The sequence below is a fragment of the Yoonia sp. SS1-5 genome (assembly GCF_038443705.2).
Taxonomy (GTDB): domain Bacteria; phylum Pseudomonadota; class Alphaproteobacteria; order Rhodobacterales; family Rhodobacteraceae; genus Yoonia; species Yoonia rhodophyticola.
Genome location: NZ_CP151767.2, coordinates 2073100 through 2098638 on the forward strand (window position 1 = coordinate 2073100; position 25539 = coordinate 2098638).

Genomic DNA, 25539 nt, shown 5'->3' on the forward strand with positions numbered 1-25539 from the left:
ATGGAAACGGTCTCTGAAAACCGGTGCTTCGGTGGTGTGCAGGGTGTTTACAAACACGCCTCTTCGGTCTGCAAATGTGATATGACATTCGCGGTTTTTCTCCCCGCCGAAGCAGCCCACGGGCCGGTGCCGGTGCTGTGGTATCTGTCGGGCCTGACCTGCACCCACGAAAATGCGATGACCAAGGCCGGCGCACAGGCATGGGCGGCCGAGCATGGCATCGCATTGGTCTTTCCCGATACATCACCGCGCGGGGCGGATGTGGCGGATGACGACGCGTTTGATCTGGGGCAAGGGGCGGGTTTCTACGTCAACGCGACCCAGGGGCCGTGGGCGCCACATTTTCAGATGTGGGACTATGTCACCGCCGAACTGCCCGATCTGCTTGCCTCGCAATTTGCGCTGGATATGGGCAGCCAATCCATCACGGGGCATTCGATGGGCGGACACGGGGCGCTGACCATTGCGATGTCATTGCCCGGACGCTTCCGGTCGGTGTCGGCCTTTGCGCCAATCTGCCATCCGACGGCCAGCGACTGGGGGCGCAAACAATTCACCGCCTATCTGGGGTCCGATCACGCGCTGTGGCAGGGGCATGATGCAACGCTGCTGATGCAAAAGGGGGGCTTTGACGGGCCGGCGCTGATTGATACCGGAACCGATGACCAATTCGGCGATCTGCTGGGGACAGAGCATTTGGCGAATGCAATGGCGGGACGCCGGCAAGAGGGCACACTTCGGCTGCAAAAGGGTTATGACCATTCCTATTTCTTTATTTCCACCTTCATGGAAGACCACATCACCTTCCACGCCGAGGCGCTCTATCAGTGATTTACGTCGACGCAGATGCCTGCCCGGTCAAGGTAGAGGTTGAACGCGTCGGCACACGGCACAAACTGAAAATGTTCATTGTCTCGAATGGCGGGATCCGGCCATCGGCCAACCCGCTGGTCGAGACCGTTGTCGTCTCGGATGGGCCGGACGTTGCGGATATCTGGATCGCAGATCGGGCAACCAACGGCGATGTCGTCATCACCGGCGACATTCCCCTTGCCGCCAAATGTATCGAAAACGGTGCGCTGGTGCTGAAGCATAACGGCGAGGCACTGACCCAGAAAAACATCGGCAACGTTCTGGCGACCCGGGACCTGATGGCCGATATGCGGGCGGCTGATCCATTTCGTCAGGGCGGCGGACGTCCCTTTGCAAAGGCTGATCGGGCCCGATTTCTTGACGCGCTGGAACGCACAGTGCGCGCCGCAGCGCGGCCGTGATCGCCCGGCTGTCGCCCGCGCAACTGGGTGCGCTTTGCGCTGCAATATCCGTTCTGTTCTTTTCCATGAACGATGTGGCGATCAAATTTCTCAGCGGCGGATATGCCTTGCATCAGGTTGTGCTGATCCGGTCGGTCATTGCATTGATCATCGTGGTGGCAGTGATCGCACCGCTGACAAATGGCTGGGCTATCGCCAAAACATCCCGATTGCGGATGCACCTGCTACGCGGCCTCTGTGTCGTATGTGCAAACATGACGTTCTTTCTTGGGCTGGCCGCCATGCCGCTTGCCGATGCCGTCGCGATCTTCTTTGTCAGCCCACTAGTGATCACGATCTTTTCGGTCATCTTTCTTGATGAAGTGGTCGGGGCCAAACGTTGGGCCGCCGTCGCCATCGGGTTTGTCGGGGCGCTGGTCATGATGCGCCCCGGGACAGAGGCGTTTCAGCTCGCGTCTTTTCTGCCGCTGATAGCGGCCTTCTGCTATGCCGCGATACACATCATAACCCGGCGGATCGGCAGCACCGAATCTGCGGCGACGATGGCGTTCTATATTCAGGTGATGTTCATTGTCATTTGCCTCGGCATGGGGCTGGTCGTCGGCGATGGCCGGTTTGGGGATCAGTCCAACGCCTCGCTTGCCTTCCTTCTCAGGGCATGGAGCTGGCCGCTGCAGGCTGACTATCTGCTGTTTGTGCTGATTGGCGTCGGGATCGGAATTGGGGGCTATCTGATCAGTCAGGCCTACCGGGTGGCGGCTGCGTCGTTTGTGGCGCCATTTGAATACCTCGCCCTTCCGATGTCAGTGATCTGGGGCATGATTGTTTTTGCCGAGTTTCCGGATGCGCTGGATTACTTTGGGATGACGCTGATCCTTGGTGCAGGCCTGTTCATCATCTGGCGCGAGGCCCGGGCCGCCTAGTTTACAGTCGCATCACCGGGGCTAAGGTAAAGCGAGCGAATTTCGAAAAAGGGTACGCCATGACGATCATGATCCCCTATGACAAAGGCGAGGCCGGGCTTGACTGGATCGGGCTGACCCAGGCGCTGGCTGCCGGGCATGACCTGCCACGGGCAGAAGTCGCCGATACATTTCTTTATCAGGGTGAGAACACGCTGTTGAACCGATCCGCCTGGATCGAGGGGATGGGGCTTGCCGTGAAATGCGCGACGATCTTTCCGGGCAATGTGGCGGCGGGCAAGTCCGCCATTGGCGGGGCGGTGAACCTGTTTTCCGGCAAGGATGGCACATTGGAGGCGATCCTTGATTTTCATCTGGTCACCAAATGGAAAACGGCCGGGGACAGCCTGCTGGCAGCTTTGCGGCTTGCCCGCCCCGACAGCGCCCGCATCCTGATTGTGGGCGCAGGCACTGTCGGCCGCTCGCTTTATCAAGCCTATAGCGCCGGATTTCCGCAGGCCCGCTTTACAATCTGGAATCGGTCCGCGGCCGGCGCGGCGGCGTTCAAGGCTATCTATCCAGAAGTTGACGTCGCGTCCGATTTGCAAGCCGCCGTTGAGCAGGCCGATATCGTAACCTCGGCGACAATGTCGACCACGCCTGTGCTTAAGGGCAGTTGGCTGCAGCCCGGCCAGCATATTGATCTGATCGGCGCCTACCGGCCAGATATGCGCGAAGTCGACGACGAAGCGATTGAAAAGGCAAACATTTTTGTCGACAGCCGCGAAACGACAATCGACCATATCGGCGAATTGAAAATCCCCATCGCGGCGGGCGTGATCACCCCGGCGGATATCGTGGCCGACTTTTATGACTTGCCGCACTTCCGTCGCGACAACGACAAAGACATCACACTCTTCAAAAATGGTGGTGGTGCGCATCTTGATCTGATCACAAGCAGGTACATACTGAATAACTGGTGATATTTTTCATTGCCGCCTCGGGTTGAGGCGCTGTTGGTTTGGATTGGTTTTTATGTGGTACTGGATTTTAATTGTCGGGCTGTTGCTGATTGCAGCAACGCCTTTTGTCATCGAACGGATGCGACCTGTCATTGGCGCAACCGCCCGACACGGTGCCGAGGGTGATTTTGCCCAGCTCTCACAAGGTGTGACACATTTCAGATGGGTCGGCCCGACCCGCGGACCCGTTGCCGTGTTCATCCATGGTCTGGCCACATCATCCATCGCGATGGAAGACGTGGCAGAAGGCCTCGGCTCCATGGGGTACAGGGTTCTGATGTATGATCTTTATGGCCGCGGGCTGTCCGATGCAGTTCCGGGGTCACAGGACCGCGCCTATTTCCTGCGTCAATTATCGGATTTGCTTGCGCATCAGGGTGTCGAGGACGAGTTGACACTGGTGGGTTATTCCATGGGCGCATCAATCGCCACAGCATATGCCGCTGAAAATACCTATCAGATCAAGCGGGTCATCATGTTGGCCGGCGCCGGGGTGCTGACAACCGAAAGCGGCTTTTCCAGCTTCTGCCGCAAGACACCATTGCTGGGCGACTGGCTTCACGGGATGGTCGCCAAGCGGCGGTTCCTGGCCACAATTCCAAAAAACGCCCGGCGGCAGGCGGTGCAAAAAGTTCTGATCGCGCAACAGGCAGAGGTGCAGCGGCGGGGATATCTGCCCGGCATCCTGTCGAGCCGGCGCGGCATCCTGTCAGAAATCCAAGAGGCAGAACATCGCAAGCTTGGACGCGAAGACGTACCGGTTGTGGCCATTTGGGCCGAGCGGGATGAAGTTATCCCGATCTCTGCGTTGGGGCGGCTTGCACAGTGGAACCGTGGCGCCCGTCAGGAAGTTGTGGACGGGGCCGAACACGGCCTGCCCTATACACATGCTGATCAATTGATCGAGGCGTTGCGCCAGACCCTGCGGGAATAGGGTCAGGCAACGGCCGGGCGCGCCACGGACAAACCTTGCGTCACCGGTAGGGCACGATGGGCAACGCAGTTTCGGCCCCGCTCCTTTGCGTTGTACAGGGCCTGATCTGCACAATCGCGCAGTTCTGCAAAGGCCGGTTTCTCTTCAGCCCATGTGCAACCGATACTAACCGAAAGATCAATCTGGGCGCCGTCACACATGGCTGGCGTCTCGGAAACGGATTTCTGGCAACGGTCGGCGATAGCGCTGGCTTGTTCCCTGGTCAGATCTGTCACGACAATGAGAAACTCATCACCACTCATCCGGGCGAACATATCTGTGGGGCGCAGAAGCGCATTCATCCGTTCCGCAATCTCGACCAAGACCTGATCACCACGTAGGTGACCATGCGTGTCGTTGATGGCTTTGAAGCTGTCGACGTCGATACATAGCATTGCCAGCCCTGTGTCTGGACGGGCGCTGATGGACAACGCCTCGTATCTGGTCAGTGCAGCCTCTCGGTTCAGCAGCCCGGTCAAATGGTCCCGTTGTGCTGCGGAAAGCAAACGTATGGTCTCATCCGCAAGGATTTCCTCGCGGCGGATCAACTTGCCCAGCAGCAACGCGCCGACCAGATTTGCGACCAGCAGGATCGGTGCGAGTTCGATCAGGAATTTGTTACGCATCGCCGCTGGCAGGACAAAGGCAACCGCCAGATGCGCCGAAATCATCAATCCCAAGACAAGGTAAGGCATGGCCTTGCCGGTGAGGCGCGGGCGCACCCAGACCTTCCATGTCAGCCCCGCGACAACCGCGACACCCATCCCCATAATCCCTGGCAAAACACCGATCCCGCCCATGTAAAAGCGCGCCGTGGCAGCCATGACCAAGGTGATAACGCCCGCAATCACACCAAAGAACGCGGCCGCAACCCCGATGAACAGGTTGCGCATGTCCACAAAGATGCCTTCGGACATTTCGACGGGGGACATCATGCCCGCCAGCGACGTCAGGCCAAAGACAAGCCCCATCATCATGCAGACCTGCCGATATGATCCCACCGACCGGCGAACAAAGCCGTAGGCGTATACCAACAAGATTGCCAAGCCGATCGGTTCGGCAAAGCCTAGAATAGTCTTTAATAACGCCATTCGCTTCGTCCTCCAAAACTCATGGGAACGTGGTACGGGTCGCCTGTAAAATGTTGCTTAATCCTGCCTGCCGGCAAAATTAGACTCTTCATAAAATTTGAGTAGATTGCGGCTCAAGCCGGGGCGGCGACCCGGCGGCGTTCCTGTATTGGCAAATGAATCAAGGCGCTAAACGCCCCAATACCGACGCCGACCCACCAGCCATGGGTATAGGTGCCATAGGCATCATAAAGTGCGCCGCCCAGCCAAACCCCAAGGAATGACCCCAGTTGGTGTGAGAAGAACACGATGCCATAAAGCGTGCCCATATAGCGCAACCCGTAAAGATGCGCGACCAATCCTGATGTCAGTGGCACGGTCGCCAGCCACAGGCTGCCCATTGCGACAGAAAACAACAGCACGCTGAACGGGGTAATTGGCGCCAATATGAACGCCGCCGCGATAATCGTTCGCCCGGTATATATCCCTGCCAAAAGATACTTTTTCGAGTAACGCTTCCCCGCCCAGCCCGCGGCCAGTGTCCCGCCAATATTGGCCAGACCGATCAGGGATATGGCAACGGCGCCAAGCGCGCTCGTCGTTGTAATCCCAAGCCCCGCCAGCATGCTGTCTTGCGCGATGGGGCCACACATCTCGGTGACAAGCGCCGGGAAATGCGCCGTGATGAACGCAAGCTGATACCCACAGGAAAAGAAACCAAGGAAGATCAGCGTGTAAGACGGATCCTTGAAGGCACGCATCAGGATCGTCCCCATGCTTTCTTCCAACTCTGCCTTGCTGGCTTGCGCAGGCGAACGCATCATCGGCAGAACCAGCAGGGTCGACAGGATCAACCCCGCAAAAGCCACAAAGGTCATTTGCCAGGTCAGGAAAGTCAGCAGATACTCGGCCAGCGGCGCCCCGAAAACCTGCCCCGCGGATCCGGCCGCCGTCGCAATCGCCAGGGCCATTGACCGGTTTTCATCCGAGGCGGCACGCCCCACAACCGCAAGGATGACGCCGAAGCCTGTCCCCGCAATCCCGAACCCAACCAGAATTTCATAGAACTGATGCGCAATCGGCGTGGTCGCGCCAGCAGATAGCAGCAGACCGGCTGCATAGAAAAGCGCACCGATGACAATCGCCCGCCGGTCACCAATTTTTTCGGCAATCGCCCCGAAAATCGGCTGACCAATGCCCCAGGCAAGGTTCTGGATCGCGATGGCAAGGCTGAAATCCGAACGAAGCCACCCGAACTCTGTCGCGATTGGAATTTGGAACACACCAAAAGATGCCCGAATAGCAAAGCCGGTCATGATAATGAGACAGCCCGCAACAAGAACGGGTGTGATCAGGGGGGCGTGACGATCCATGGCCCGATGTCGCGCCGGTTTGGACGGATTGTCAATTCCCTCACTGCAATTGCGGCCTGTTTCCGACACATGCCGCGATCAGGCCAATATGCCCCCGTCCGCATCATCACCTGTTGCATCATGCAGCCGCGCCATATCGAGAATGCGGAAATGGCGTTTGTCCACAAATTCCAGCACACTTTCGGATTTCAGGATCGTCAACTGACGGCTGACAGTTTCGAGCGTCAGGCCAAGGTAGTTGGCGATCTCACTGCGCAGCAACGGCAGAACAAGGTCTGTCTGCTGCCCGTCCGCCCGATCAAGATGCTGGCGGCGGGTGACCATTTCGATAAAGGTGGCGATCTTTTCACCGGCCGTTTTCCGGCCCAGCAGCACCATCCAGTCACGGGCCGCGTCCAGCTCATCCAGGGCGATCTCGACCATGCGCTGTGCAAGATGTGGCACATCGTTGATCAGCTTCCGAAAGGGTTCGCGCTCAAAACAGCACAAGGTGACATCGCTGGCAGCGACGACGTCAAATTCAATATGGGTCCGGCCCGGATGCCCGATAAAGTCCGAGGGAAGCAAAAGCCCGACCATCTGAGTGCGCCCGTCCTCAAGGCTTTTGCCCAGCGTGGCCACGCCTTCGACCACCGACGCCACATAATGCAGCTCTTCGCCCCGCCACAGGATCTGGTCGTTGGCGGAAAAGGATTTGTAGGTCTTGATACTTTCCAAAAGCGCAAGTTCATCCGCATCACAGCGCGAACATACAGCGCGATGTTTGATCGGACATGACGCGCAGGCCATGTTTTTGAGAATACTTTGCTGCATCGTTCTTGATTTATATCAAACCGCCTGAACCCGTGCGTTGTATACTAGCCCTATGGATCATTCTGAACAACTGCGCCGGTCAGGGCTGTTTGACACACAGGTGCCCCGCTACACAAGCTATCCGCCCGCCAATCATTTCGGCCGGGCGACCGGGCGGCGCCATCAGGGCGACTGGCTGGCCGCCATCCCGGACGGATCGGCGGTGTCGCTTTACCTTCATATCCCCTTCTGCAAACGGCTTTGCTGGTTCTGCGCCTGCCGGACGCAAGGCACCAAAAGCCTGCGCCCCGTGGATGCCTATATCGAAAACCTGATGACAGAGGTTTCGATCCTCCGCACCAGATTACACCCGAACATCGCCATATCACGCCTGCATTTGGGCGGCGGCACGCCAACGATTCTTGGCCCCGCGACGATGGACAGACTGCTTGATCATATCCTGAACAGTTTTCCCCGCGCGCCGGGTTTCGAGTTGTCGGTTGAGATTGACCCGACCGAGGCGTCGGACGCATTGCTGCAAACACTGGCCGATCATGGGATGAACAGGGCCAGCATCGGCGTGCAGGATTTCGACCCCCAGGTGCAGGCGGCCATCGGGCGACCGCAAAGCTTTGAACAAACCTCGCGTGTTGTGACGGTGCTGCGTGATGCGGGGGTGCGCAGCCTGAATATGGACCTGCTTTACGGGCTGCCATTCCAGACCGCAGGCAGCATGACGGAAACCGCGCTAAAGGTGCTCGCGCTCGAACCTGATCGGCTGGCGCTTTATGGCTATGCGCATGTGCCCTGGATGTCCAAGCGACAGGTGATGATTGACGCCGCCACCCTGCCGGATGCAGAGACACGTTTCAGCTTTGCCCAGCTGGCCAAACGCCTGTTCGAGGCTGATGGATTCCAGCCAATTGGGATCGACCATTTTGCCCGCCCGACTGACGGCCTTGCGATTGCCGCAGGCTCAGGCAATCTGCGCCGGAACTTTCAGGGCTATACCGATGACGGCGCCGCGGCTTTGCTGGGTCTTGGTGCCTCTGCGATTTCGCGTTTTCCTCAGGGCTATGTCCAGAACGCTGCAGCAACTTCTGCCTATGTGAAACATATACTGGGTGGCGAATTGGCAGGCATGCGCGGCTATGCGCTGACGGATCATGATCGGATCACTGCTGCCATGATCGAAGGGCTGATGTGCAACTTCGAAATCGACGGCGCGGCCCTGATCCGCGGCAATCCGAAAGCTCGCCCCCAGATAGAGACGGCGCTGGATGTGCTGAAACGCAATTTCAGCGACCATGTTTGCATGGATGCGGGCGTGTTACGGGTCAGGCCGGAAAGCACGCCCCTGATCCGCATATTCGCCAATGCGCTCGATACGTTCAGATCAGCCACCAAAAGCCACAGCAGCGCGATCTAGGGTCAGGACCCTCGGATCAGGCCCAGTCATCCACGCCCAACAGGCGCCGCCCCAGCGGTGACAGCGCCGCCGGGCGCACATGTTGCTTTTCCCAACCACGGGGATCACCGGGAAAATCCGGGCGATTGGGCGGCTCGACCTCCTGCCACAGCCGGATGCGTTCCGACTTTTCGCGGGTATTCTCGGGCTCAGCCGGATGCATCGAGATATATTGGGCCAGACGCACCCGATCCTTGGAGATATTCGGCCTGACCCCGTGCGCCAGCAAAGAGTTGAAGATCATCAGATCACCCGGATCAAGCGAGATATCTTCGCGCGCAATGCCTGTCATATCGGGCAAAAGCGGGTTGCGATCCGCAGGTTGCGTCGCAACCCATTCGTCAAAATGCTCAAAAAGATAGGGCGCGCATTGAAAGCCGCCTGTTTCGCTGTCCTGCACATCAAGGCTCAGCACCCCCTGTACACCGATCGGGGGCGGATCAAGGCTGGTATTCACGTCCCAATGAATGAATCCATCCTTGGTGGTCGCCCCCTTTTTGGGGGGATTGAGGTTGGCCCGGTCAATCGTGACCCACAGGTCCTCGCGGTCCCAGATATCCACGAAAGCATCATAGACACGCGGGGTTTGCCGATTATCCCACAAGGCCTGATGGTGATAGATTTCGACCATGCCTGCATTGTTCAGTTCCTTGCGCACATGCGGGCGCCGCTCGGGGGCGTACCAGGTTGACGGATCAGCGGGGTCCTTTTCGTCAAACGCCCAAAGGACATCCGCAAGCGCCTTGGCCTGCGCCACCGGAACGGCCTGACGGACAATCACGTAGCCTTTCGTGATCCAGTGCGTCCAATCGGCCTTTGACAAGACGCGCAGCGGCAGTGTCTTTTCGATATCCTTCAGCTGGGTTGTTAACCCGGCACTGATCGGATGGCTGATCGCGTCGGCATCTGGCTGCATGTTCATGTCCTCCCAGTATCAGGTTCGCCCGCAAATGACGCGGCTGTCCAGCCATAAACGCGCCTACGGCTGGTCACAGGCGCGTTGGGCCAAAGCATGTTCCTGACTTTTCAAGCGTCGTGGCGCAGGCTATCCCACGGTGATGACGATACAACAGGCATATCAGGCCGCCATTGATGCAGGCACCCTGACAGAAGACCCCGCCCAATTGGCGGTGTTGCCCGAGCTTGAACGGGTACGGGCCGCATTGGCACAACCGGTCAAATCAGGGCTATTCCGCAAGGCGCCACCCCCAATTCCGGGCCTTTATATGTGGGGCGGGGTCGGCCGCGGCAAATCCATGCTGATGGATCTGCTTTATGATCATGTCGATGCCCCCAAGCAGCGCCGCCATTTCCATGCGTTCATGCAATGGGTGCATGCGGAAATGACGCAAGCACGCAAGCGCGGCGTGGATGATGCCATTGCACCGGTGGCCGCAAAGCTGGCAGATGACGTCCGGTTCCTTGCCTTTGATGAGATGCAGATCACCGACATTACCGACGCGATGCTTGTCGGGCGGTTGTTCGAGGCGCTTTTCAAGGCGGGCGTCACCGTTGTGACGACATCAAACCGGCCGCCTGACGACCTGTATAAGGACGGGCTGAACCGGCAATTGTTCGTGCCGTTTATCGGGCTGCTCAAAGACCACATGGTCATTCACGAACTGGCAAGCGATACGGATTACCGACAGGATCGGCTGGCCGGCGCACAAAGCTATTTCACCCCAATTGATGCAGCCGCCCGCATGGCAATCGACGATATCTGGGAACGGCTTTCCGGGGGAAAATCCGAGACCCTCACGCTGCATGTCAAAGGGCGCGAGGTCACCTTGCCGCTATTTCATAACGGCGTGGCCCGCGCAAAATTCTACGATCTGTGCGGCAAGTACCTTGGGGCGGCAGATTATCTGGCATTGGCAGACGCGGTGCGGGTTCTGATCCTTGATGAGATCCCCACCCTGTCCCGCAACAATTTCAACGAAGCAAAACGGTTCGTCACCCTGATCGACACGCTATACGAGGCCAAGGTGCGGCTGATCTGCTCGGCCGCTGCCAAGCCCGAGATGCTTTATGTCGAAGGCGAAGGAACGTTTGAATTCGAACGCACCGCCAGCCGCTTGCGGGAAATGCAGTCGGACGGCTGGGGGCAAAGCTAGGGTCAGGAGCCCCGCCAGGGGAAATACCACGCAATGGCCTGCTTTTTGCCATGGTCCCCGGGCATCAACTGTCCGAACTGTTCAGGATATGCTGCATATGAAAAAACCATTTCTCCTTTTGGCACTGGGTCTGACCACGGCCTGCCTGCCCGCCGAAGAAACCCCCGGCATTGGCCTTGAGATTCCGAACAGCAACTTTCGCGAAAGCGACCTGATTGGTGGGACTTTCGGTGGCACGGGGGCGACGGCGCGTTTTGGGTCGGCTGAAACCGCAACCGGGACGGTGCGGTTCAACTCTGCCTCGTCCATTACCCTCGAGGTCGATGGCGAAAGTACATCCCTGCTGAACCTCGATGGTGACGGATTTGAAGGCCCACTGGGCGAAGGCGCGGTGATCCTGACATCACTGCCAAGCGGGCCCACGACCAGGGATGTTCTGTATATCGTGACAGAAGATCGACCAGCGCCATCGCTTGGTGCCCCGCGTCTGGGGGTGTTTGTCGATGGCAATGAAACGCTGTCCAGCCGCCTGCCCAGCGGCACCGTTGTCTATAACGGCGGTGCGTTGGGCATTAACCAGACCACCATCGCAAATGGCCGTATCCGTCTGGAGATGGGTTTTGCCACCAACACGTTTGATGCCACGCTTACAGGGGTCGATCCGGCAAGTGCCAGCAACACGTTCAGCGTCACAGGTGGGACGGTCAGCAATGGCCGGTTCAACGGTGATATCACGGGCGGCACCGCCCTGGGTGGCGCGCTGAATGGTACGATCTATGGCAGCAGCGGCGATCAGGCGGCCGGAACATTCGTCGTGGACTTGCCCAGCGACGATGTCATCGGGACATTTGGGGCAACGCGCTAAAGCGTTATGCGAAAAACCTGAATCACCTAACGCTGCCTGAAATCAAAGATTTCAACGCGTTACGTGATGCTCGATGTATCAGGTATTTCGTCAAACGCTATAGGGCCAGAATAGCCAAAGGCCCGCGATGCGGGCCTTTGATTGTCGCTGCCACAATCTGCGTGCGGCAAATGCCATCCTGCTGAAAAACAGAAAGACAGGCCCGAAAGCCCGCCCCACTGCCCTGCCAAGCTCGATCCGTTGCGCCTTTTGTGATGCGCTTCTGGTTGAAAACGAATCTAGCCCACGAAGTGATTCGGCGTCAATAGACTGATTCGCGAATCGCCCTAACTTGTCGGCACATAGACCCGGCATTGCGGATCAACCGGCACCGGACTGACAAGAAACGTGGTCTGCGGATCAACGCCGCTTTCCTCGATCCAGACCCCATCCAGGCAGAAATCCTGTGCCTGATTGCCAGAATTGAACCCGAAACGCCCGGCGCCGCAATCCTCGGCTGTTCCATCCGCGTTCCAGCCTTGTGAAAACCCCGATGGCAGGGCGTCACCGGTCAGGAAACTGTTGGTCGCCGGGTCAAAATGTAGGACCCAGGTATCGCCAGCCTGTTTGGTGGCCAGATCCCAGTTGCCAATCTGCTGACCATCGCGAAATCCCGCGATGGCAAATTGCGTGACATCACGCGCCGTCACAATGGGCTTGTTCAGGGCCGTTTCATTGACGGTCATTTCGCCGGTCATGGAATACCCGTTATCGCCCAGCCAGCAAAAATAGAAATTTGCGGCCTGGGTTGGACCGGCGCACAGCCCCAATGCAATCGACAGGGGCCGGATCATGCGGTGTTCTCGCGGATGACATGCCCGGCCAGATAGAGCGAGCCGCAGATCAGGATGCGGGCATGTGGTGCAACATCCGTGATGGACCTGATCGCATCTGCAACCGACGGCGCGGACCGGGCGTCCAACCCGACGGCGCGCGCATTCGCCTCTGTTTCTGCGGCGGGCAATGTATTGGCTTCGCCGGGGATTGATACGGCGACAAGGCTTTCTGCCACCTCCGCCAGCGGGCGCAGATAGCCGCCGATATCCTTGGTGTTCAACATCCCGCAGATCAGATGGGTCGGACGCGCCGATTGTTCTCCCAACGTTTTGGCCAGCGCACGCCCGGCGGCGGGGTTATGCCCCCCATCCAGCCACAATTCCGCGCCCCCGGCCAAATCAACCAGCGGGCCCGCCGTCAGACGCTGCATCCGCGCAGGCCAATCCGCCTGACTGACCGCCGCCTCGCATGCGGCCTCGCCACAGTTCAGGTGACGCAAAGCCGCAATTGCTGCACCTGCATTATAGACCTGATGCGGGCCGGGCAGGTTGGGCAGCGGAAGATCCAGCAGCCCGGTCTCATCCTGGTAAATCATGCGGTCGCGTTCCCGCGCCACATGCCAGTGCTGACCATAGGCCAGAAGCGGGGCGTTCATGCGGGCTGCAACCCCCTCGATCACGGCGATTGCATCATCATGCTGCGGTCCGACGACACAGGTGACCCCGCGTTTAATGATCCCGGCCTTTTCGCCCGCAATCTGCGCGAGTGTGTCGCCCAAAAACTGCTGATGGTCCAAATCTACAGGGGTAATAATCGTCAACGCAGGCACCGCAATAACATTCGTGGCGTCCAGCCTGCCCCCTAAACCGACCTCAAGCAAGGTCCAGTCTGCGCGACTTTCGGCAAATGCAACAAGGGCGGCGACTGTTGTGATCTCGAAGTAGGTGATCGGGTCGGTCCCGTTCGCCTGATAACACCGGTCCAGCACGTCAGAAAGCGCGTCCTCGGCGATCAACGCGCCCGAAAGGCGTATGCGTTCATGAAACCGGGCCAGATGCGGTGACGTGTAGGCATGCACATTTGCGCCGCCGGCCTCCAGCCCCGCGCGGATCATCGCCTGGGTCGATCCTTTGCCATTGGTGCCTGCGATATGGATGACCGGGGGCAGTTTGTCCTGCGGGTTATCCATCGCATCCAGCAAGCGCCAGACACGATCAAGCGTCAGGTCAATGACCTTTGGATGCAGCGCCATCATCCGTTCAAGAATGACATCCGAAGCTGTGGTCACTTCGCCTCTTCTGCGGCGGCGGCGGCGTCCAGTTCCTCGGCAGCTTCCGAGACGATTTCCGGCGCGGGCAGATCACCTTTGACCGGTGCAGGTTGTTTCATCAGCAGGCGGACAATGGTGACCAGTTCGTCTTTCAGATCCGTTCGCTTGGTGACCCGGTCCAGCATGCCGTGATCCAACAGATATTCCGCCCGCTGGAACCCTTCGGGCAGCTTTTCCCCGATGGTCTGCTCAATGACACGCGCGCCTGCAAAGCCGATCAAGGCGTTGGGTTCGGCGATCTGTACATCACCCAGCATCGCGTAAGAGGCGGTGACACCCCCCGTCGTTGGATGGGTCAGCACGACAATATAGGGCAACCCCGCCTCTTTGAGCATCTGTACCGCGATTGTGGTGCGGGGCATCTGCATCAGGCCCATGATACCTTCCTGCATCCGCGCACCGCCGGCGGCAGAAAACAGAATCAGCGGACGGCCAAGCGAAATCGCACGCTCGGCCGCGGCGACGATGGCGTTGCCGACATACATCGACATGGACCCGCCCATGAACGAAAAATCCTGCACCGCGATCACGACGCCTGTGCGCCCAACTTCGCCCTCGGCCACCAGCATGGCATCTTTTTCGCCCGTCTTGCGGCGGGCATCCTTGATCCGGTCGGTGTATTTCTTCTGATCGCGGAATTGCAGCGGGTCGGCCACGGGGTCAGGCACATCGACCTCGATGAATACGCCGCCGTCAAAGACAGACCGCAGGCGATCACGCGCACCGATTGGCATGTGATGGTCGCAATTGGTGCAAACGTTCAGATTGTCAGCCAACTCGCGATGAAACAGCATCGTGCCGCAATCATCGCACTTGGTCCAAAGGTTCTCGGGCACTTCCCTGCGCGAAAACAACGAGTTGATGGTCGGGCGGACGTAGTTGGTGATCCAGTTCATGGCGCGGCCTTCTGCGTTAACAAGCCTCAGATATGCCGGGGTGTTCGGAAATGCAATTGCGACGGCGGGCCCGTGTTCCTTTTGGCCTCTGCCGCACGCTGTGCTAGGCTGGCCGCATTAGCCAATTTTCCAATAGGTGTTTTTATGAAGCAAAGCTTTTTTGAATGGCTGACCGACAGCAAGCAAACCGGTTTCAAGGTGCTGCAAACCTATGCCAGCGAAGCCCCCGACAAATGGCAATATGTGGGGGCGGTATCGGATGCATGGGATCTGATCAAAGCCGATCCGCAGGCCGATGAACAAAAGCAGCTGGAACTTGTCCGGCAGGTATCGCTCGCCTTCGACAGATACGAGCGGACCCAATCCAAGGGCAGGTTTTCGATTGGCGTCAACGCCTTCGGTCTGGGTGTATTCCTGTTCATGGGCGCTGTCATTCTGATCCTGTTCGGCGCGATTTTCGAACCCACCCTTCTGACCTATTGGGGCCATCCGGAGCCCAAAGAGGCCCCGCTGCTGACCCGTCTGGCGGATGTTGATACCGCACGCGGATTGATCACGTTTGTCTTTACGCTGGGCGTCATCGCGCTTGCGCTGATCATCGTGACAGCCAATGTCACCTCGTCCGATGACAAGGGCCTGCGCTTTGAGCGCTCAAAGGAAATCCTGACCTCGATGATTGCGATCCTGGGGACGATCCTAGGGTTTTACTTCGGCAAATCCGATACCACGCCGACCGTCCCGCCCTTTCCCCAGGAAGAGGCGATCCCGGCCGAGACAGACACGCTATCGGATTTCGAGAATGAGGGCGATTTCATCCCGTTGGAGGAAGACGCGTCAGACGCGCTACCCATCACGGAATAGCCCGATCCTAACGGCGCAGGGCGATCCTTGCGGCCAGCCACATGACCAGCACCGTCAGGGTTAGGCTGACCAATTCGAGGATCGCCGCCGGTTCGGCCAGTCTGGCTGCACTCCAGTCATATTGCGCCGGGTCGTCGTAAGGGTAGAGGAACAGCGCAAGCCCGGACGAGGGCCAGTTTTGCATGCCCACGATCAAGACAGCAAAGATGTTGTTGGCCAGATGCAACCCGATGGCCGCCCCCAATGTCCCGGTCCGGGCGGTCAGGTCTGCGCAGGCCAATCCAAGCATCGTGGCCCAAATCCCCCACAGCACCCCGTCCGCAAACCCATACCCGTTGTAGAAATGGGCCGCCCCGAACAGAATTGACGGAATGCCCATCCACACAACCGGCATATTTGTCAGACAGGCCAGTTGCTGCTGCAGGTAGCCCCGAAAATAAATCTCTTCCGTGGTGACCTGTATCAACAGCACCACCAACGCAAAGGGCAACCATAAAAGCCAGCCCAGAAGGTTGCGGGCCTCGGCCAGTTCGGAAAAGGCAATCCAGGGGGGCAAGACCTCAAGAACCAGCAGAACGGCGCCGACCCCCAGTGTCACGTTCCAAAGATCCACGATGGCACGGTCAGGCGCACCGACCAGCGACCAGAACCCGCGGTCATGCACGACGCGCAACAGCAGCACAAAGCCCAGGGCCGTCACGCCAAAGGTTGCAAATTGCGCCAGTGTCGCCAGCGGGGTCAGCCCGTCAAAATAGGCGTTGCGGGCCGTATCGGTGGGCATAGCACCAGCCACGATCACGGGCCCCATGAAGAATACGACCTCGAACCCGATCACCATAAGCGCCAGACGCCAAAGCTCTGTCCGGCCCCAGGCTGCGCGGAAGAATTGGATGTGGTTGGCATATGGATCAGTCATGGCCGACACTAGGCCGCCCAATGTCACCATCGCAACCGCCCGTTTGCATCTTGCGTCAGGCGACCCCGCTATTTAGACCCTTTTCAACAGTTTCCGGGGAGAGAACCAATGCTGAAGGGCAAGCCAGACAAATCCAACCTACCCAGCCGCCACGTGACCGAAGGGCCCGCGCGCGCGCCGCACCGGTCCTATTTCTACGCGATGGGTCTGGATGAAGAGGCGATCAAACAGCCATGGGTCGGTGTTGCCACCTGCTGGAACGAGGCTGCCCCCTGCAACATCTCGCTGAACCGGCAGGCGCAGGCCGTCAAGCTGGGCGTCAAGAAAGGGTCCGGCACACCGCGCGAGTTCACCACGATCACGGTCACCGACGGCATTGCGATGGGTCATGAAGGGATGCGGTCCTCGCTGGCGTCGCGCGAAGCGATTGCCGACACCGTGGAACTGACCATGCGCGGCCATTGCTACGATGCCATCGTCGGCCTTGCGGGTTGCGACAAATCCCTGCCCGGCATGATGATGGCGATGGTGCGTCTGAACACGCCATCCGTCTTTATCTATGGCGGGTCAATCCTGCCCGGCCGGTTGGATGGCAAGGACGTCACCGTGCAGGACGTCTTCGAAGCGGTCGGCAAACATCAGGCGGGCAATATGTCCGACGCCGAATTGGAAGTGCTGGAACGGGTCGCCTGCCCATCGGCCGGTGCCTGCGGCGGCCAGTTCACCGCCAACACCATGGCCTGCGTGTCCGAAGCCATCGGTCTTGCGCTGATGAATTCATCCGGTGCACCCGCCCCTTACGAAAGCCGCGACCAATATGGCATCGCCTCGGGCGAAGCGGTCATGAACCTGATCGAAAAAAACATCCGCGCCCGCGATATCGTCACGCGCAAGTCGCTGGAAAATGCGGCGCGGATCGTGGCCTGCACTGGCGGGTCCACAAATGCGGGTCTGCACTTGCCTGCGATTGCGGCCGAAGCCGGGGTTGATTTCGACCTCTTCGACGTCTGCGATATCTTCCGCGACACGCCCTATTTCGTCGACCTCAAGCCCGGTGGCCAATATGTGGCCAAGGACCTCTACGAGGCGGGCGGCGTTCCTGTGGTCATGAAGGAACTGCGCAAAGCAGGGCTGATCCACGAAGACTGCATGACCGCATCGGGGCGCACCATGGGGGAAGAGCTGGACATGATCAGAGGCGATGCCGACGGCACCGTCATCTACCCGGTTGAAACACCAATCACCGCAACGGGCGGCGTTGTCGGGCTGAAAGGCAACCTGGCCCCGGAAGGTGCGATTGTGAAAGTCGCTGGCATGACCGAGGCGGAACAGACCTTTACCGGTCCGGCACGGGTATTCGAGTGCGAAGAAGACGCATTTGAAGCCGTCAAAGCCCGCCAATACGAAGAAGGCGAAGTCATCGTCATCCGTAACGAAGGCCCATCCGGTGGGCCAGGCATGCGCGAAATGCTGGCGACCACGGCAGCTTTGTCCGGGCAAGGGATGGGCAAAAAGGTGGCCTTGATCACCGATGGTCGTTTTTCGGGTGCCACACGCGGGTTCTGCGTGGGCCATGTGGGACCAGAGGCCGCACATGGCGGTCCCATCGGCCTTCTGGTCAATGGCGACGTCATCACGCTGAACGCGATCACGGGCGAGTTGAGCGTCGATCTGAGCGACGAAGAACTGGCGACCCGCAAAGCCAACTGGAAAGGGCCACGGGAAACGATCTATGCCTCCGGCGCGCTGTGGAAATACGCGCAGCTTGTGGGCGGCGCGCGTTTGGGTGCTGTGACGCATCCGGGCGCGAAGGGCGAAAAGCACATCTATATGGATCTTTGATTTGATACGGTTCAGTTTTTGTTCGGCCGCTGTTTTGGCCATCGTCTCATGTGCGCCGTTCGAGGCGCCTGTAAAATCGCTGGCCCTACTTGATGGCGCGGTCAATGCAAACGCCCCGGCGGGCTATTGTGTTGACCCTGCCGCCAGCCAGCCTGCGGATGGGTTTGCGTTGATCGCCTCATGTGCGTCACTGGGGGCCGATGACAAGGCACCTGACGCACTTGGGGTCGCCACCGTGCAGGTTGGTCCAGCAACCAGCGGGGCTGTCATCGGATCAGAGGACGCTCTAGTCGGTCTGCTGAATTCAGAAGCGGGCGCTGTCCTGCTTAGCAAGGATGGCAAACCCGATCAGATCAAGGTCATCGCAGCGGAAACCGGCGAAAACGCTGTCACCGTGCAATTCACCGATGCAGGCGCCCCACCCATCGCGGGATTGGGGGCCGAGGAATGGCGGGCCTTTACCGATATCGACGGACGGTTGGTGACAGTGGCCGTCAGAGGGCTGGCGACTGCACCCCTGCGCGACGGCACCGGTGCCTGGCTATTGGATCTGGTGCTGAATGGGCTCTTGCCCTCGACCACTGGTGAGACGGCTGAAACATCTGACACCTGAATTGTTTCATTCTTTACCCTTATTTGACATTCTGTCGCAAACACGGCTGACAGAAGGTCTGCGTAAATGGCGATGAAGCCGCACGGCATCATGGGACGATTGCTGCACCGGCGGGCGTTGCGGCGGTGGAACCATGCGTCTCAGATCGCGGGTGATGCTGAATTGTCCACATTGCGCGCCTATCGGCAGCAGGCCCGACAATTGCGTGGCCCGTTGCAGGAATTGCTGCATGTGGCTGACAACCGGCTTGCACTGCCCCGGATCGGATCAAACACATTCGCCCGGCCCAGCGGAACCGATTGGTCATGGCGGCCACAACTTTGGCGTGGGCCACTGCCGGAACAAGGGGTCGCACCGGCGCTGAACAAATCCAGATTGGGGACGGAACTGGCAATCTTTCACGATTGTCCCGCGCAAGAGATCGCCTTGCGGCAGATCCGGAATACCCGCGACCACGATCTGGCGGCATTCGGGGTCAGCCTGGAGGTGCTGCATTTCGAAGGCAGCTTCCTGTCGCTGGTTGTCGATTTGCCGCCCGATGTCTGCGACGGCCTGGAAAAGCGCCATCTGATCCAGCTATCCACCGTCATCGAACGTGAGGCGCCGATCACCATTCAGGCGCGTCTCAACGTCAAGAGCGGCCCTAACACCGATCAGATTCTGCTGCCCTTGCCCGATCAGGATGGCGAATGTGATATCTCTTTTGATCTTGCCTATAGCCAGTTGAACGAGAAACGCACCAGCCACATGTGGATAGATCTGATGTTCGACGCCCCGTCGATGACCAAGACGACCCTGCGTGATCTGACCATTTGTCGCCACCCACGGGCGGCCCTATGATAACTTTGCAAGGGGCAGGATCCGCAGAATGAACAACTGGGAGCTTAACAATACACGCCTGTTCGGCGGGGTATGGGAGGCAGAGCTTTCCGGCACCGGGCCCGACACGCCCAAGTTGCAGGCCACACATGATGGCGTGACGCTTGATGGGTTGCAGCTGACCCATGACGCGCCGACAGATACCTGGCACATCAGGCTAAGCCTGCCAGCAACGGTGATCAGTGACGGGGTGCAGACAATCGTGATCAGTGATGCGCAGAACGCAACCGTGGCCAGCTTTTCCGTGTTAAGCGGCGCAGCCGCCGCCGAGGATCTGCGCGCCGAAATCAGCCTGCTGCGCAGCGAACTTGATATGCTCAAACGGTCGTTCAGACGGCATTGCACCGATAGCTAACCCCGGCGCGCTACGTGCATTGTAGCAAAATGGATCAGTCCGGCAGGGGCGGTTCAACACATTGTTAGATCGCAAACCAGTCCCGTCACCGGCGCGTAACAATGACGTTAACAGGGACAGGAAAGGACACCCTTTATGAATCGTCGTCTTGCATTGAAAACCGCCATCTTGGCCACCGGTGTTGCCATCGTCGCGGCCTGCACACCCATGATGGAAAAAGAACCGGATATCGTGGACATCGCGGCCTCTAACGGCAACTTCAACACGCTGGTTGCGGCTGTCACCGCCGCAGGCCTTGTTGAGACGTTGAAGGGCGATGGCCCGTTCACCGTTTTCGCACCAACCGACGCAGCATTTGCGGCCTTGCCTGCCGGTACAGTTGATAACCTCCTGCTGCCCGAGAACAAGGATCAGCTGACCGCCATTCTGACCTACCACGTCGTTCCAGGCGCGGTCACGTCAGACCAGTTGGCCGGTCAGCGGCTAAGCGTTGCGACCGTCAACGGTGAAAACGTGCATATTGACGGCAGAAACGGCGTCAAGGTCGAGCAGTCCAATGTGACCACGGCTGACATCATTGCCTCAAACGGCGTGATTCACGTGATCGACAAGGTGCTGCTGCCCTAAATGGATCGCGTAGTGTCGCCTCTTCCACGCTGATGCGTGGCGGGGGCGGCCCGAGGCCGTGGCCCTAGTCGGCTGCCCAACGTTGCAGCGCATCTTCGTCTTCGTCTTTTGCCGCCACCCATTGCGCCCCTTGCTGAGTGATTTCTTTTTTCCAGAACGGGGCGCGGGATTTCAGATAGTCCATCAGAAAGTCAGCCGCCGCAAACGCAGCTGCCCTGTGGGCCGCGGCGGTGGCAACCATCATGATGGGCGCGCCCGGTTTCAATGCGCCATAGCGATGAATGACCAGACAATCGGCCAGTTCCCACCGCTGCATCGCCTGTTGCGCAATTTTGCTGATCGCCGATTGGGTCATGCCCGGATAATGCTCGATCTGCATTTCCTGCAAAGTCTGATCAGTATCGCGGACCACGCCGGTAAAGCTGACCACCGCGCCGATATCGGTGCGCCCATCTGCAAAGCTGTTCAGCTCGGCACCGGCATCAAACCGTTCTGACTGTACCCTGACCTGCATTCAGCCGCCCGTCATTGGCGGGAAAAACGCAACCTCGCGCACGTCCTTAAGGGGTGCGTCAAAATCCGACAGCTCTTGATCCAGCGCCACGCGCAAGGCGGAAATGTCTGCAAACGCCGCAGCATAGCGGTCTTCACGTGATCTTAGTTCAGCCACAAGGTCATTGACGGTCGCCGCCTCGGTGGTGACTTCTTCCTGCGGGATACCGATCCGCTCGCGGACCCATGCAAAATACATCACATTCATTATCCAACATCCTTCAGATAGGGCAGCGATTTGCGGAAATAGTCCCAGCCGGTCATCAGCGTCAATACGCCCGCCACCCACAGAACCGTGATCCCACCCCACCAGCTGACGACCATACCCTGGTATTTCCACCAAAGCCCCAGTTCATCCGGGCCGGTGCCGTCAATGGCCGCCTGCACCATTTCCGATGTCATCGCCAGCGATTGCATACCGAAATAATGCTCAAACGCGCCTGTCGCGAAAAGCAGCGCAATCCCGACCATTTGGGCGGTCGTTTTCCATTTGGCCAGAACCGTAACCTTCAGCGTACCTGCGGTTTCGCCCAGAAACTCGCGCAGGCCGGATACAAAGACCTCGCGAAAGATAATCACCGTCGCGGGCAACAAGATCCACGGGTTCATCCCCGAAAAGCCCGTGATGACCACCAGCGCAATGATCACCATCGCCTTGTCGGCAATCGGGTCCATCATCGCCCCCAGCTTGCTTTCCTGTTTCCAAAGCCGTGCGAGATACCCATCGAGAAAGTCGGTCAGGGCCGCGGCAACAAACAGGATCAGGGCGAACCAGTCCGCCCATGGCCGGGTGAAGTACAGAAACATGATCACCACGCCGGGGGCCGCCAGAAGGCGCAGGATCGTCAGGATATTTGGTAGGTTCAATTGCATATGCCAGTGGTAGCGTGGGTAAGACGACGATACCAGAGGGGCCGTCATCACAGGGTCACTGTGCTGCATCCGTCGGGATCACCCGTTTTCGTGAAAGTAGTCGTAGATCGTCTGCGCCATATTTGCAGATACGCCATCAACTGCCTTTAAATCCGCCAGATTTGCGCGCGCAACGGCCTTGGCGGATCCGAAATGGGCCAGCAGGGCGCGTTTCCGCGTGGCGCCCACGCCGGGGATATCATCAAGCGGGGTTGCGCCGATGGCCTTGGACCGCTTGGCGCGATGGGTGCCGATGGCAAAGCGGTGGACCTCGTCCCGCATGCGCTGAATGAAATAAAGCACCGGATCATTGTGACGCAGTGCCATCACGGGTTTGCCGGTTCGGTGGAATTCTTCCTTGCCCGCATCACGATCTTCGCCTTTGGCCACGCCAACCATGGGAATATCACTGACACCCAGATCATCCATGATCTCGCGCACCGCGCTTACCTGCCCTGCGCCGCCGTCAATCAATAGCAGATCCGGCCAGGTGCCTTGGGTCCGGTCCGGATCTTCCTTCAAAAGTCTTTGGAACCGGCGGGTCAGGACCTCTTTCATCATTCCGAAATCATCACCGGGGGTCAGTTTGGTATCCTTGATGTTGAACTTGCGGTACTGGTTTTTGTCGAACCCGTCAGGGCCAGCCACGATCATGGCCCCAACCGCATGCGCACCCTGAATATGCGAGTTGTCGTAAACCTCGATCCGGTCCGGCACCTTATCCATCTCAAACGCCTCGGCCACACCTTTAAGCAGTCTTGCCTGTGTGGCGGTTTCGGACATCTTGCGCGCCAGGCTTTCACGGGCGTTGCGCAAGGCTGATTGCACCAGTTCAGCCTTTTCGCCGCGCTGCGGGACCGTGATCTCGACCTTGCGGCCGGCCTTTTCAGCGAGGGCATCCGCCATCAGATCGTCATTATCCAGACCATGCGACAGGATCAGCATGCGGGGTGGTTCGCGGTTGGAATAGAACTGACCGACAAAGGCCTCCATCACCTCGGACAGGTCTTCGTCCCCGCTGATGCGTGGGTAATAGTCATGATTACCCCAGTTCTGGTTCGCCCGAATAAAGAAGACCTGCACACAGGCCTGACCGCCATCGGTGTGCAGGGCGATCACATCCGCCTCGGTCGTGGATTGCGGGTTGATACCCTGCGCTGATTGCACTTGGGTCAGGGCCTTGATGCGGTCGCGCAAGGCGGCGGCGCGCTCGAATTCCAGCGCCGCACTGGCATCCTGCATCTGTTTGGCAAGTGCTTCCTGAATGCCCTTGGTCCGGCCCTGCAGGAATTGTTCGGCATCACGGACCGACCCTGCATAATCGTCTTCGCTGATCAGTCCGCAGCAGGGGCCAGAGCAGCGTTTGATCTGATATTGCAGGCACGGCCGACTACGGGTTTCAAAATCCGAGTCCGAGCAATTGCGCAAAAGGAACACACGCTGAAGCTGATTGAGCGTGCGATTGACAGCACCCGCCCCGGCAAACGGGCCGTAATAGTCCCCCTTTTGTTTCTTGGCACCACGGTGCTTTTTGATCTGCGGGAAAGCATGGTCCTTGGCGACCAGAATATTGGGAAAGCTTTTGTCGTCCCGCAGCAGCACATTATAGCGTGGCTTCAGCTGCTTGATCAGGTTTTGTTCAAGCAACAGGGCTTCGGTTTCTGTCCGCGTTGTCAGGAACATCATCGACGCGGTTTCGCGGATCATCCGCGTGATCCGGGCACTGTGCTGACCGGGCCGGCTATAATTGCTGACACGCGCCTTGAGGTTGCGCGCCTTGCCGACATAAAGAACGCGGCTTTCTGCATCAAGCATCCGGTAGACACCGGGTGAGCTATCCAGACTACGGAGGTACCTACGTATACACTCGTATCCGGTTGCGGCTTGATCCTTAGGTTGCACAGTCATGTTCACGGTCCCGTGATTCTTATTTGGCTGCAATGGTAAAGCAGCAGGGACAAGAGAAAAGGCATCCACTGTTTCTGTGGATAACTCGGTGAGTTATTCTGCGAAAATCAGAAATTTTCCTTATTTTCGGCTGACTTCGTCGGATTGCCTGTTTTTTAGGCACTTTTTTAACCCACTGAAAAGAAAGTATATTTTTATTACCAGATGATTAAAGCATTGAAAAACAGGCTATTTGTAAAGATTTTGTGAAGGTTGACATGGCCCGGTGCGTAACTTGCGGCCAGACTCACTCTACACCCAGAACATCGGGGGTTTCCCAACCCAGATGCTGCCCCCCATCCACGGCGATCATCTGCCCGGTGACGGCCCGTGCCTCCAGTAGGTATGCCAACGCGGCGGTAATGTCTGACGGGTTTGCGCCGCGCCGTAAAACAGTAGCCTCACGCTGTCGCGCGAAATGCGCAGCGCTTTGGTTATGCCCCTGCAGGGTGGGTCCGGGACCGATCCCATTGACACGCACACGGGGTGCCAACGCCTGTGCCGCGGTCCGGGTCATTGCCCATAGTCCCATCTTGGCGATGGTATAGCTCATGAATTCCGGCGTCAGCTTGTGCACACGTTGATCAAGCATGTTCACCACCAGTGCCTGTGCGACAGGTTCGCCCATATCGTCATTGATCGGGTCTGGGGCCTGCGCCGCAAAGGTCTGGGTCAGGACAAACGGTGCGCGCAGGTTTGATTCCAGATGTCTGTCCCAGCTTTTACGGGTCGCCGTGTTGATGTCGTCATGCTCAAAGATCGAGGCATTGTTGACCAGGCAGGTCAGCGGCCCGCCAATCGCGTCTGCCGCCCGCCCGATCAGGGCCTGGGTTGCATCCTCTGATAACAGGTCCGCTTGCAAGGCAACTGCCTTGCGCCCCATCGCCTGCAACTGCGCCACCGTGTCCGATGCGCCCGCTGCCGATCCGGCATAATGCACCGCAACGTCATATCCGCGCTGCCCAAGGCAAAGGGCCATAGCCTGCCCAAGCCGGGCCCCTGCACCTGTCACCAGTGCTTTCATGTCCGCCCCTTTTCACAAACACATGGTCCCTTGCCGATCCGGTAACGTTGGCATTTCGGGCATTTGGCCTGCGCCAAACGATCCTGCCCCGGAAACCGCCACTTGCCGAACAATCC

At 58.7% G+C, this 25539-nt stretch carries 27 protein-coding genes; 14 read left to right on the top strand and 13 right to left on the bottom strand.

Annotated elements, in window-relative coordinates; translation table 11 throughout:
* The 5 genes from fghA to AABB31_RS11835 are packed head-to-tail and all read left to right on the top strand — an operon-like array spanning position 1 to position 4132.
* Positions 1-831, top strand: coding sequence for an S-formylglutathione hydrolase (gene fghA, locus AABB31_RS11815; protein WP_373634775.1), 831 nt, complete (start codon positions 1-3; stop codon positions 829-831).
* Complete coding sequence (locus AABB31_RS11820) at positions 828-1274, top strand: YaiI/YqxD family protein (RefSeq protein WP_342077942.1); 447 nt, start codon at positions 828-830, stop codon at positions 1272-1274. Before fghA ends, AABB31_RS11820 begins: the two co-directional genes overlap by 4 nt.
* A complete protein-coding gene (locus AABB31_RS11825) occupies positions 1274-2197 on the top strand; it encodes a DMT family transporter (RefSeq protein WP_373635805.1) in 924 nt (307 codons plus the stop codon). Before AABB31_RS11820 ends, AABB31_RS11825 begins: the two co-directional genes overlap by 1 nt.
* Before the next feature lie 59 nt (positions 2198-2256).
* Positions 2257-3159: an ornithine cyclodeaminase gene (locus AABB31_RS11830; RefSeq protein WP_342077941.1), complete on the top strand. Its 903-nt coding sequence runs from the start codon at positions 2257-2259 to the stop codon at positions 3157-3159.
* 52 nt (positions 3160-3211) lie between these two features.
* Positions 3212-4132, top strand: coding sequence for an alpha/beta fold hydrolase (locus tag AABB31_RS11835; protein ID WP_342077940.1), 921 nt, complete (start codon positions 3212-3214; stop codon positions 4130-4132).
* Between the two features lie 2 nt (positions 4133-4134).
* Here the strand turns inward: AABB31_RS11835 and AABB31_RS11840 are convergent, their stop codons facing one another.
* From AABB31_RS11840 to fnrL, 3 genes are all read right to left on the bottom strand, one after another.
* Entirely contained in the window at positions 4135-5262 is a 1128-nt protein-coding gene (locus tag AABB31_RS11840) for a diguanylate cyclase domain-containing protein (RefSeq protein ID WP_373634776.1), read from the bottom strand.
* A gap of 113 nt (positions 5263-5375) precedes the next feature.
* Positions 5376-6614 (bottom strand): MFS transporter, encoded by a 1239-nt coding sequence (locus AABB31_RS11845; protein WP_342077938.1) that lies wholly within the window; start codon positions 6612-6614, stop codon positions 5376-5378.
* 78 nt (positions 6615-6692) lie between these two features.
* Complete coding sequence (gene fnrL, locus AABB31_RS11850) at positions 6693-7427, bottom strand: transcriptional regulator FnrL (protein WP_373634777.1); 735 nt, start codon at positions 7425-7427, stop codon at positions 6693-6695.
* 52 nt (positions 7428-7479) lie between these two features.
* Here fnrL and hemN point away from each other — a divergent pair, with 52 nt between their 5' ends.
* A complete protein-coding gene (gene hemN, locus AABB31_RS11855) occupies positions 7480-8835 on the top strand; it encodes an oxygen-independent coproporphyrinogen III oxidase (RefSeq protein ID WP_342077936.1) in 1356 nt (451 codons plus the stop codon).
* 16 nt (positions 8836-8851) lie between these two features.
* On the opposite strand, the gene AABB31_RS11860 is transcribed toward hemN, so the two are convergent.
* Positions 8852-9790, bottom strand: a complete 939-nt coding sequence (locus AABB31_RS11860) for a phytanoyl-CoA dioxygenase (protein WP_342077935.1) — start codon at positions 9788-9790, stop codon at positions 8852-8854.
* Positions 9791-9932: 142 nt separating this feature from the next.
* On the opposite strand from AABB31_RS11860, the gene zapE reads away from it, so the two are divergent.
* Together zapE and AABB31_RS11870 are read left to right on the top strand one after the other, a co-directional pair.
* Complete coding sequence (gene zapE / locus AABB31_RS11865) at positions 9933-10988, top strand: cell division protein ZapE (RefSeq protein ID WP_342077934.1); 1056 nt, start codon at positions 9933-9935, stop codon at positions 10986-10988.
* A 97-nt stretch (positions 10989-11085) separates the two neighbouring features.
* Positions 11086-11853, top strand: a complete 768-nt coding sequence (locus AABB31_RS11870) for a hypothetical protein (protein ID WP_342077933.1) — start codon at positions 11086-11088, stop codon at positions 11851-11853.
* Positions 11854-12179: 326 nt separating this feature from the next.
* On the opposite strand, the gene AABB31_RS11875 is transcribed toward AABB31_RS11870, so the two are convergent.
* From AABB31_RS11875 to accD, 3 genes are read right to left on the bottom strand one after another with little or no spacing between them, the layout of a single operon-like run.
* A complete protein-coding gene (locus AABB31_RS11875; RefSeq protein WP_342077932.1) occupies positions 12180-12686 on the bottom strand; it encodes a hypothetical protein in 507 nt (168 codons plus the stop codon).
* Complete coding sequence (locus AABB31_RS11880) at positions 12683-13924, bottom strand: folylpolyglutamate synthase/dihydrofolate synthase family protein (RefSeq protein ID WP_342078842.1); 1242 nt, start codon at positions 13922-13924, stop codon at positions 12683-12685. The genes AABB31_RS11875 and AABB31_RS11880 overlap by 4 nt, the downstream gene beginning before the upstream one ends.
* A 29-nt stretch (positions 13925-13953) precedes the next feature.
* Positions 13954-14895 carry an acetyl-CoA carboxylase, carboxyltransferase subunit beta gene (gene accD / locus AABB31_RS11885; RefSeq protein WP_373634778.1) on the bottom strand — a complete coding sequence of 314 codons (942 nt, stop codon included), beginning with the start codon at positions 14893-14895 and terminating at the stop codon, positions 13954-13956.
* Between the two features lie 144 nt (positions 14896-15039).
* Between accD and AABB31_RS11890 the strand changes: the two genes are divergently transcribed.
* The gene (locus AABB31_RS11890) at positions 15040-15756 is read left to right on the top strand and encodes a hypothetical protein (RefSeq protein WP_342077931.1); all 717 of its coding nucleotides are present in this window, start codon (positions 15040-15042) and stop codon (positions 15754-15756) included.
* Between the two features lie 7 nt (positions 15757-15763).
* On the opposite strand, the gene AABB31_RS11895 is transcribed toward AABB31_RS11890, so the two are convergent.
* Positions 15764-16672: a CPBP family intramembrane glutamic endopeptidase gene (locus AABB31_RS11895; protein ID WP_342077930.1), complete on the bottom strand. Its 909-nt coding sequence runs from the start codon at positions 16670-16672 to the stop codon at positions 15764-15766.
* Between the two features lie 108 nt (positions 16673-16780).
* Here AABB31_RS11895 and ilvD point away from each other — a divergent pair, with 108 nt between their 5' ends.
* The 5 genes from ilvD (at position 16781) to AABB31_RS11920 (ending at position 20988) form a co-directional block, all read left to right on the top strand.
* Positions 16781-18514, top strand: coding sequence for a dihydroxy-acid dehydratase (gene ilvD, locus AABB31_RS11900; protein ID WP_342077929.1), 1734 nt, complete (start codon positions 16781-16783; stop codon positions 18512-18514).
* Position 18515: 1 nt separating this feature from the next.
* On the top strand, positions 18516-19127 hold the full coding sequence (locus tag AABB31_RS11905; protein WP_342077928.1) for a dihydroxy-acid dehydratase: 612 nt from the start codon (positions 18516-18518) through the stop codon (positions 19125-19127).
* Between the two features lie 66 nt (positions 19128-19193).
* Entirely contained in the window at positions 19194-19967 is a 774-nt protein-coding gene (locus AABB31_RS11910; protein WP_342077927.1) for a DUF6478 family protein, read from the top strand.
* Positions 19968-19995: 28 nt separating this feature from the next.
* Positions 19996-20361 (top strand): hypothetical protein, encoded by a 366-nt coding sequence (locus AABB31_RS11915; protein WP_342077926.1) that lies wholly within the window; start codon positions 19996-19998, stop codon positions 20359-20361.
* Positions 20362-20496: 135 nt separating this feature from the next.
* On the top strand, positions 20497-20988 hold the full coding sequence (locus AABB31_RS11920) for a fasciclin domain-containing protein (protein ID WP_342077925.1): 492 nt from the start codon (positions 20497-20499) through the stop codon (positions 20986-20988).
* Positions 20989-21052: 64 nt separating this feature from the next.
* Here AABB31_RS11920 and AABB31_RS11925 read toward each other — a convergent pair whose 3' ends face one another.
* From AABB31_RS11925 to AABB31_RS11945, 5 genes are all read right to left on the bottom strand, one after another.
* The gene (locus AABB31_RS11925; protein ID WP_342077924.1) at positions 21053-21502 is read right to left on the bottom strand and encodes a molybdenum cofactor biosynthesis protein MoaE; all 450 of its coding nucleotides are present in this window, start codon (positions 21500-21502) and stop codon (positions 21053-21055) included.
* Positions 21503-21748: a molybdopterin converting factor subunit 1 gene (gene moaD, locus AABB31_RS11930; RefSeq protein ID WP_342077923.1), complete on the bottom strand. Its 246-nt coding sequence runs from the start codon at positions 21746-21748 to the stop codon at positions 21503-21505. It lies immediately after the preceding gene.
* On the bottom strand, positions 21748-22413 hold the full coding sequence (gene pgsA, locus AABB31_RS11935) for a CDP-diacylglycerol--glycerol-3-phosphate 3-phosphatidyltransferase (protein WP_342078841.1): 666 nt from the start codon (positions 22411-22413) through the stop codon (positions 21748-21750). Before pgsA ends, moaD begins: the two co-directional genes overlap by 1 nt.
* Before the next feature lie 78 nt (positions 22414-22491).
* Positions 22492-24360: an excinuclease ABC subunit UvrC gene (gene uvrC / locus AABB31_RS11940; RefSeq protein WP_373634779.1), complete on the bottom strand. Its 1869-nt coding sequence runs from the start codon at positions 24358-24360 to the stop codon at positions 22492-22494.
* Positions 24361-24646: 286 nt separating this feature from the next.
* Positions 24647-25423, bottom strand: coding sequence for an SDR family oxidoreductase (locus AABB31_RS11945; RefSeq protein WP_373634780.1), 777 nt, complete (start codon positions 25421-25423; stop codon positions 24647-24649).
* Positions 25424-25539 lie beyond the last annotated feature (116 nt).

Bases quoted from the DNA above. Each gene is read 5' to 3' on its own strand.
- AABB31_RS11875 (WP_342077932.1), bottom strand. From the start codon at position 12,686: ATGATCCGGCCCCTGTCGATTGCATTGGGGCTGTGCGCCGGTCCAACC.
- fnrL (WP_373634777.1), bottom strand. From the start codon at position 7,427: ATGCAGCAAAGTATTCTCAAAAACATGGCCTGCGCGTCATGTCCGATC.
- uvrC (WP_373634779.1), bottom strand. From the start codon at position 24,360: ATGACTGTGCAACCTAAGGATCAAGCCGCAACCGGATACGAGTGTATA.
- pgsA (WP_342078841.1), bottom strand. From the start codon at position 22,413: ATGCAATTGAACCTACCAAATATCCTGACGATCCTGCGCCTTCTGGCG.
- AABB31_RS11920 (WP_342077925.1), top strand. From the start codon at position 20,497: ATGAATCGTCGTCTTGCATTGAAAACCGCCATCTTGGCCACCGGTGTT.
- AABB31_RS11895 (WP_342077930.1), bottom strand. From the start codon at position 16,672: ATGACTGATCCATATGCCAACCACATCCAATTCTTCCGCGCAGCCTGG.
- AABB31_RS11910 (WP_342077927.1), top strand. From the start codon at position 19,194: ATGGCGATGAAGCCGCACGGCATCATGGGACGATTGCTGCACCGGCGG.
- AABB31_RS11945 (WP_373634780.1), bottom strand. From the start codon at position 25,423: ATGAAAGCACTGGTGACAGGTGCAGGGGCCCGGCTTGGGCAGGCTATG.
- AABB31_RS11840 (WP_373634776.1), bottom strand. From the start codon at position 5,262: ATGGCGTTATTAAAGACTATTCTAGGCTTTGCCGAACCGATCGGCTTG.
- AABB31_RS11835 (WP_342077940.1), top strand. From the start codon at position 3,212: ATGTGGTACTGGATTTTAATTGTCGGGCTGTTGCTGATTGCAGCAACG.
- ilvD (WP_342077929.1), top strand. From the start codon at position 16,781: ATGCTGAAGGGCAAGCCAGACAAATCCAACCTACCCAGCCGCCACGTG.
- AABB31_RS11830 (WP_342077941.1), top strand. From the start codon at position 2,257: ATGACGATCATGATCCCCTATGACAAAGGCGAGGCCGGGCTTGACTGG.
- AABB31_RS11870 (WP_342077933.1), top strand. From the start codon at position 11,086: ATGAAAAAACCATTTCTCCTTTTGGCACTGGGTCTGACCACGGCCTGC.
- AABB31_RS11890 (WP_342077931.1), top strand. From the start codon at position 15,040: ATGAAGCAAAGCTTTTTTGAATGGCTGACCGACAGCAAGCAAACCGGT.
- fghA (WP_373634775.1), top strand. From the start codon at position 1: ATGGAAACGGTCTCTGAAAACCGGTGCTTCGGTGGTGTGCAGGGTGTT.
- AABB31_RS11880 (WP_342078842.1), bottom strand. From the start codon at position 13,924: ATGATGGCGCTGCATCCAAAGGTCATTGACCTGACGCTTGATCGTGTC.
- AABB31_RS11845 (WP_342077938.1), bottom strand. From the start codon at position 6,614: ATGGATCGTCACGCCCCCCTGATCACACCCGTTCTTGTTGCGGGCTGT.
- hemN (WP_342077936.1), top strand. From the start codon at position 7,480: ATGGATCATTCTGAACAACTGCGCCGGTCAGGGCTGTTTGACACACAG.
- AABB31_RS11915 (WP_342077926.1), top strand. From the start codon at position 19,996: ATGAACAACTGGGAGCTTAACAATACACGCCTGTTCGGCGGGGTATGG.
- moaD (WP_342077923.1), bottom strand. From the start codon at position 21,748: ATGAATGTGATGTATTTTGCATGGGTCCGCGAGCGGATCGGTATCCCG.
- AABB31_RS11860 (WP_342077935.1), bottom strand. From the start codon at position 9,790: ATGCAGCCAGATGCCGACGCGATCAGCCATCCGATCAGTGCCGGGTTA.
- zapE (WP_342077934.1), top strand. From the start codon at position 9,933: ATGACGATACAACAGGCATATCAGGCCGCCATTGATGCAGGCACCCTG.
- accD (WP_373634778.1), bottom strand. From the start codon at position 14,895: ATGAACTGGATCACCAACTACGTCCGCCCGACCATCAACTCGTTGTTT.
- AABB31_RS11925 (WP_342077924.1), bottom strand. From the start codon at position 21,502: ATGCAGGTCAGGGTACAGTCAGAACGGTTTGATGCCGGTGCCGAGCTG.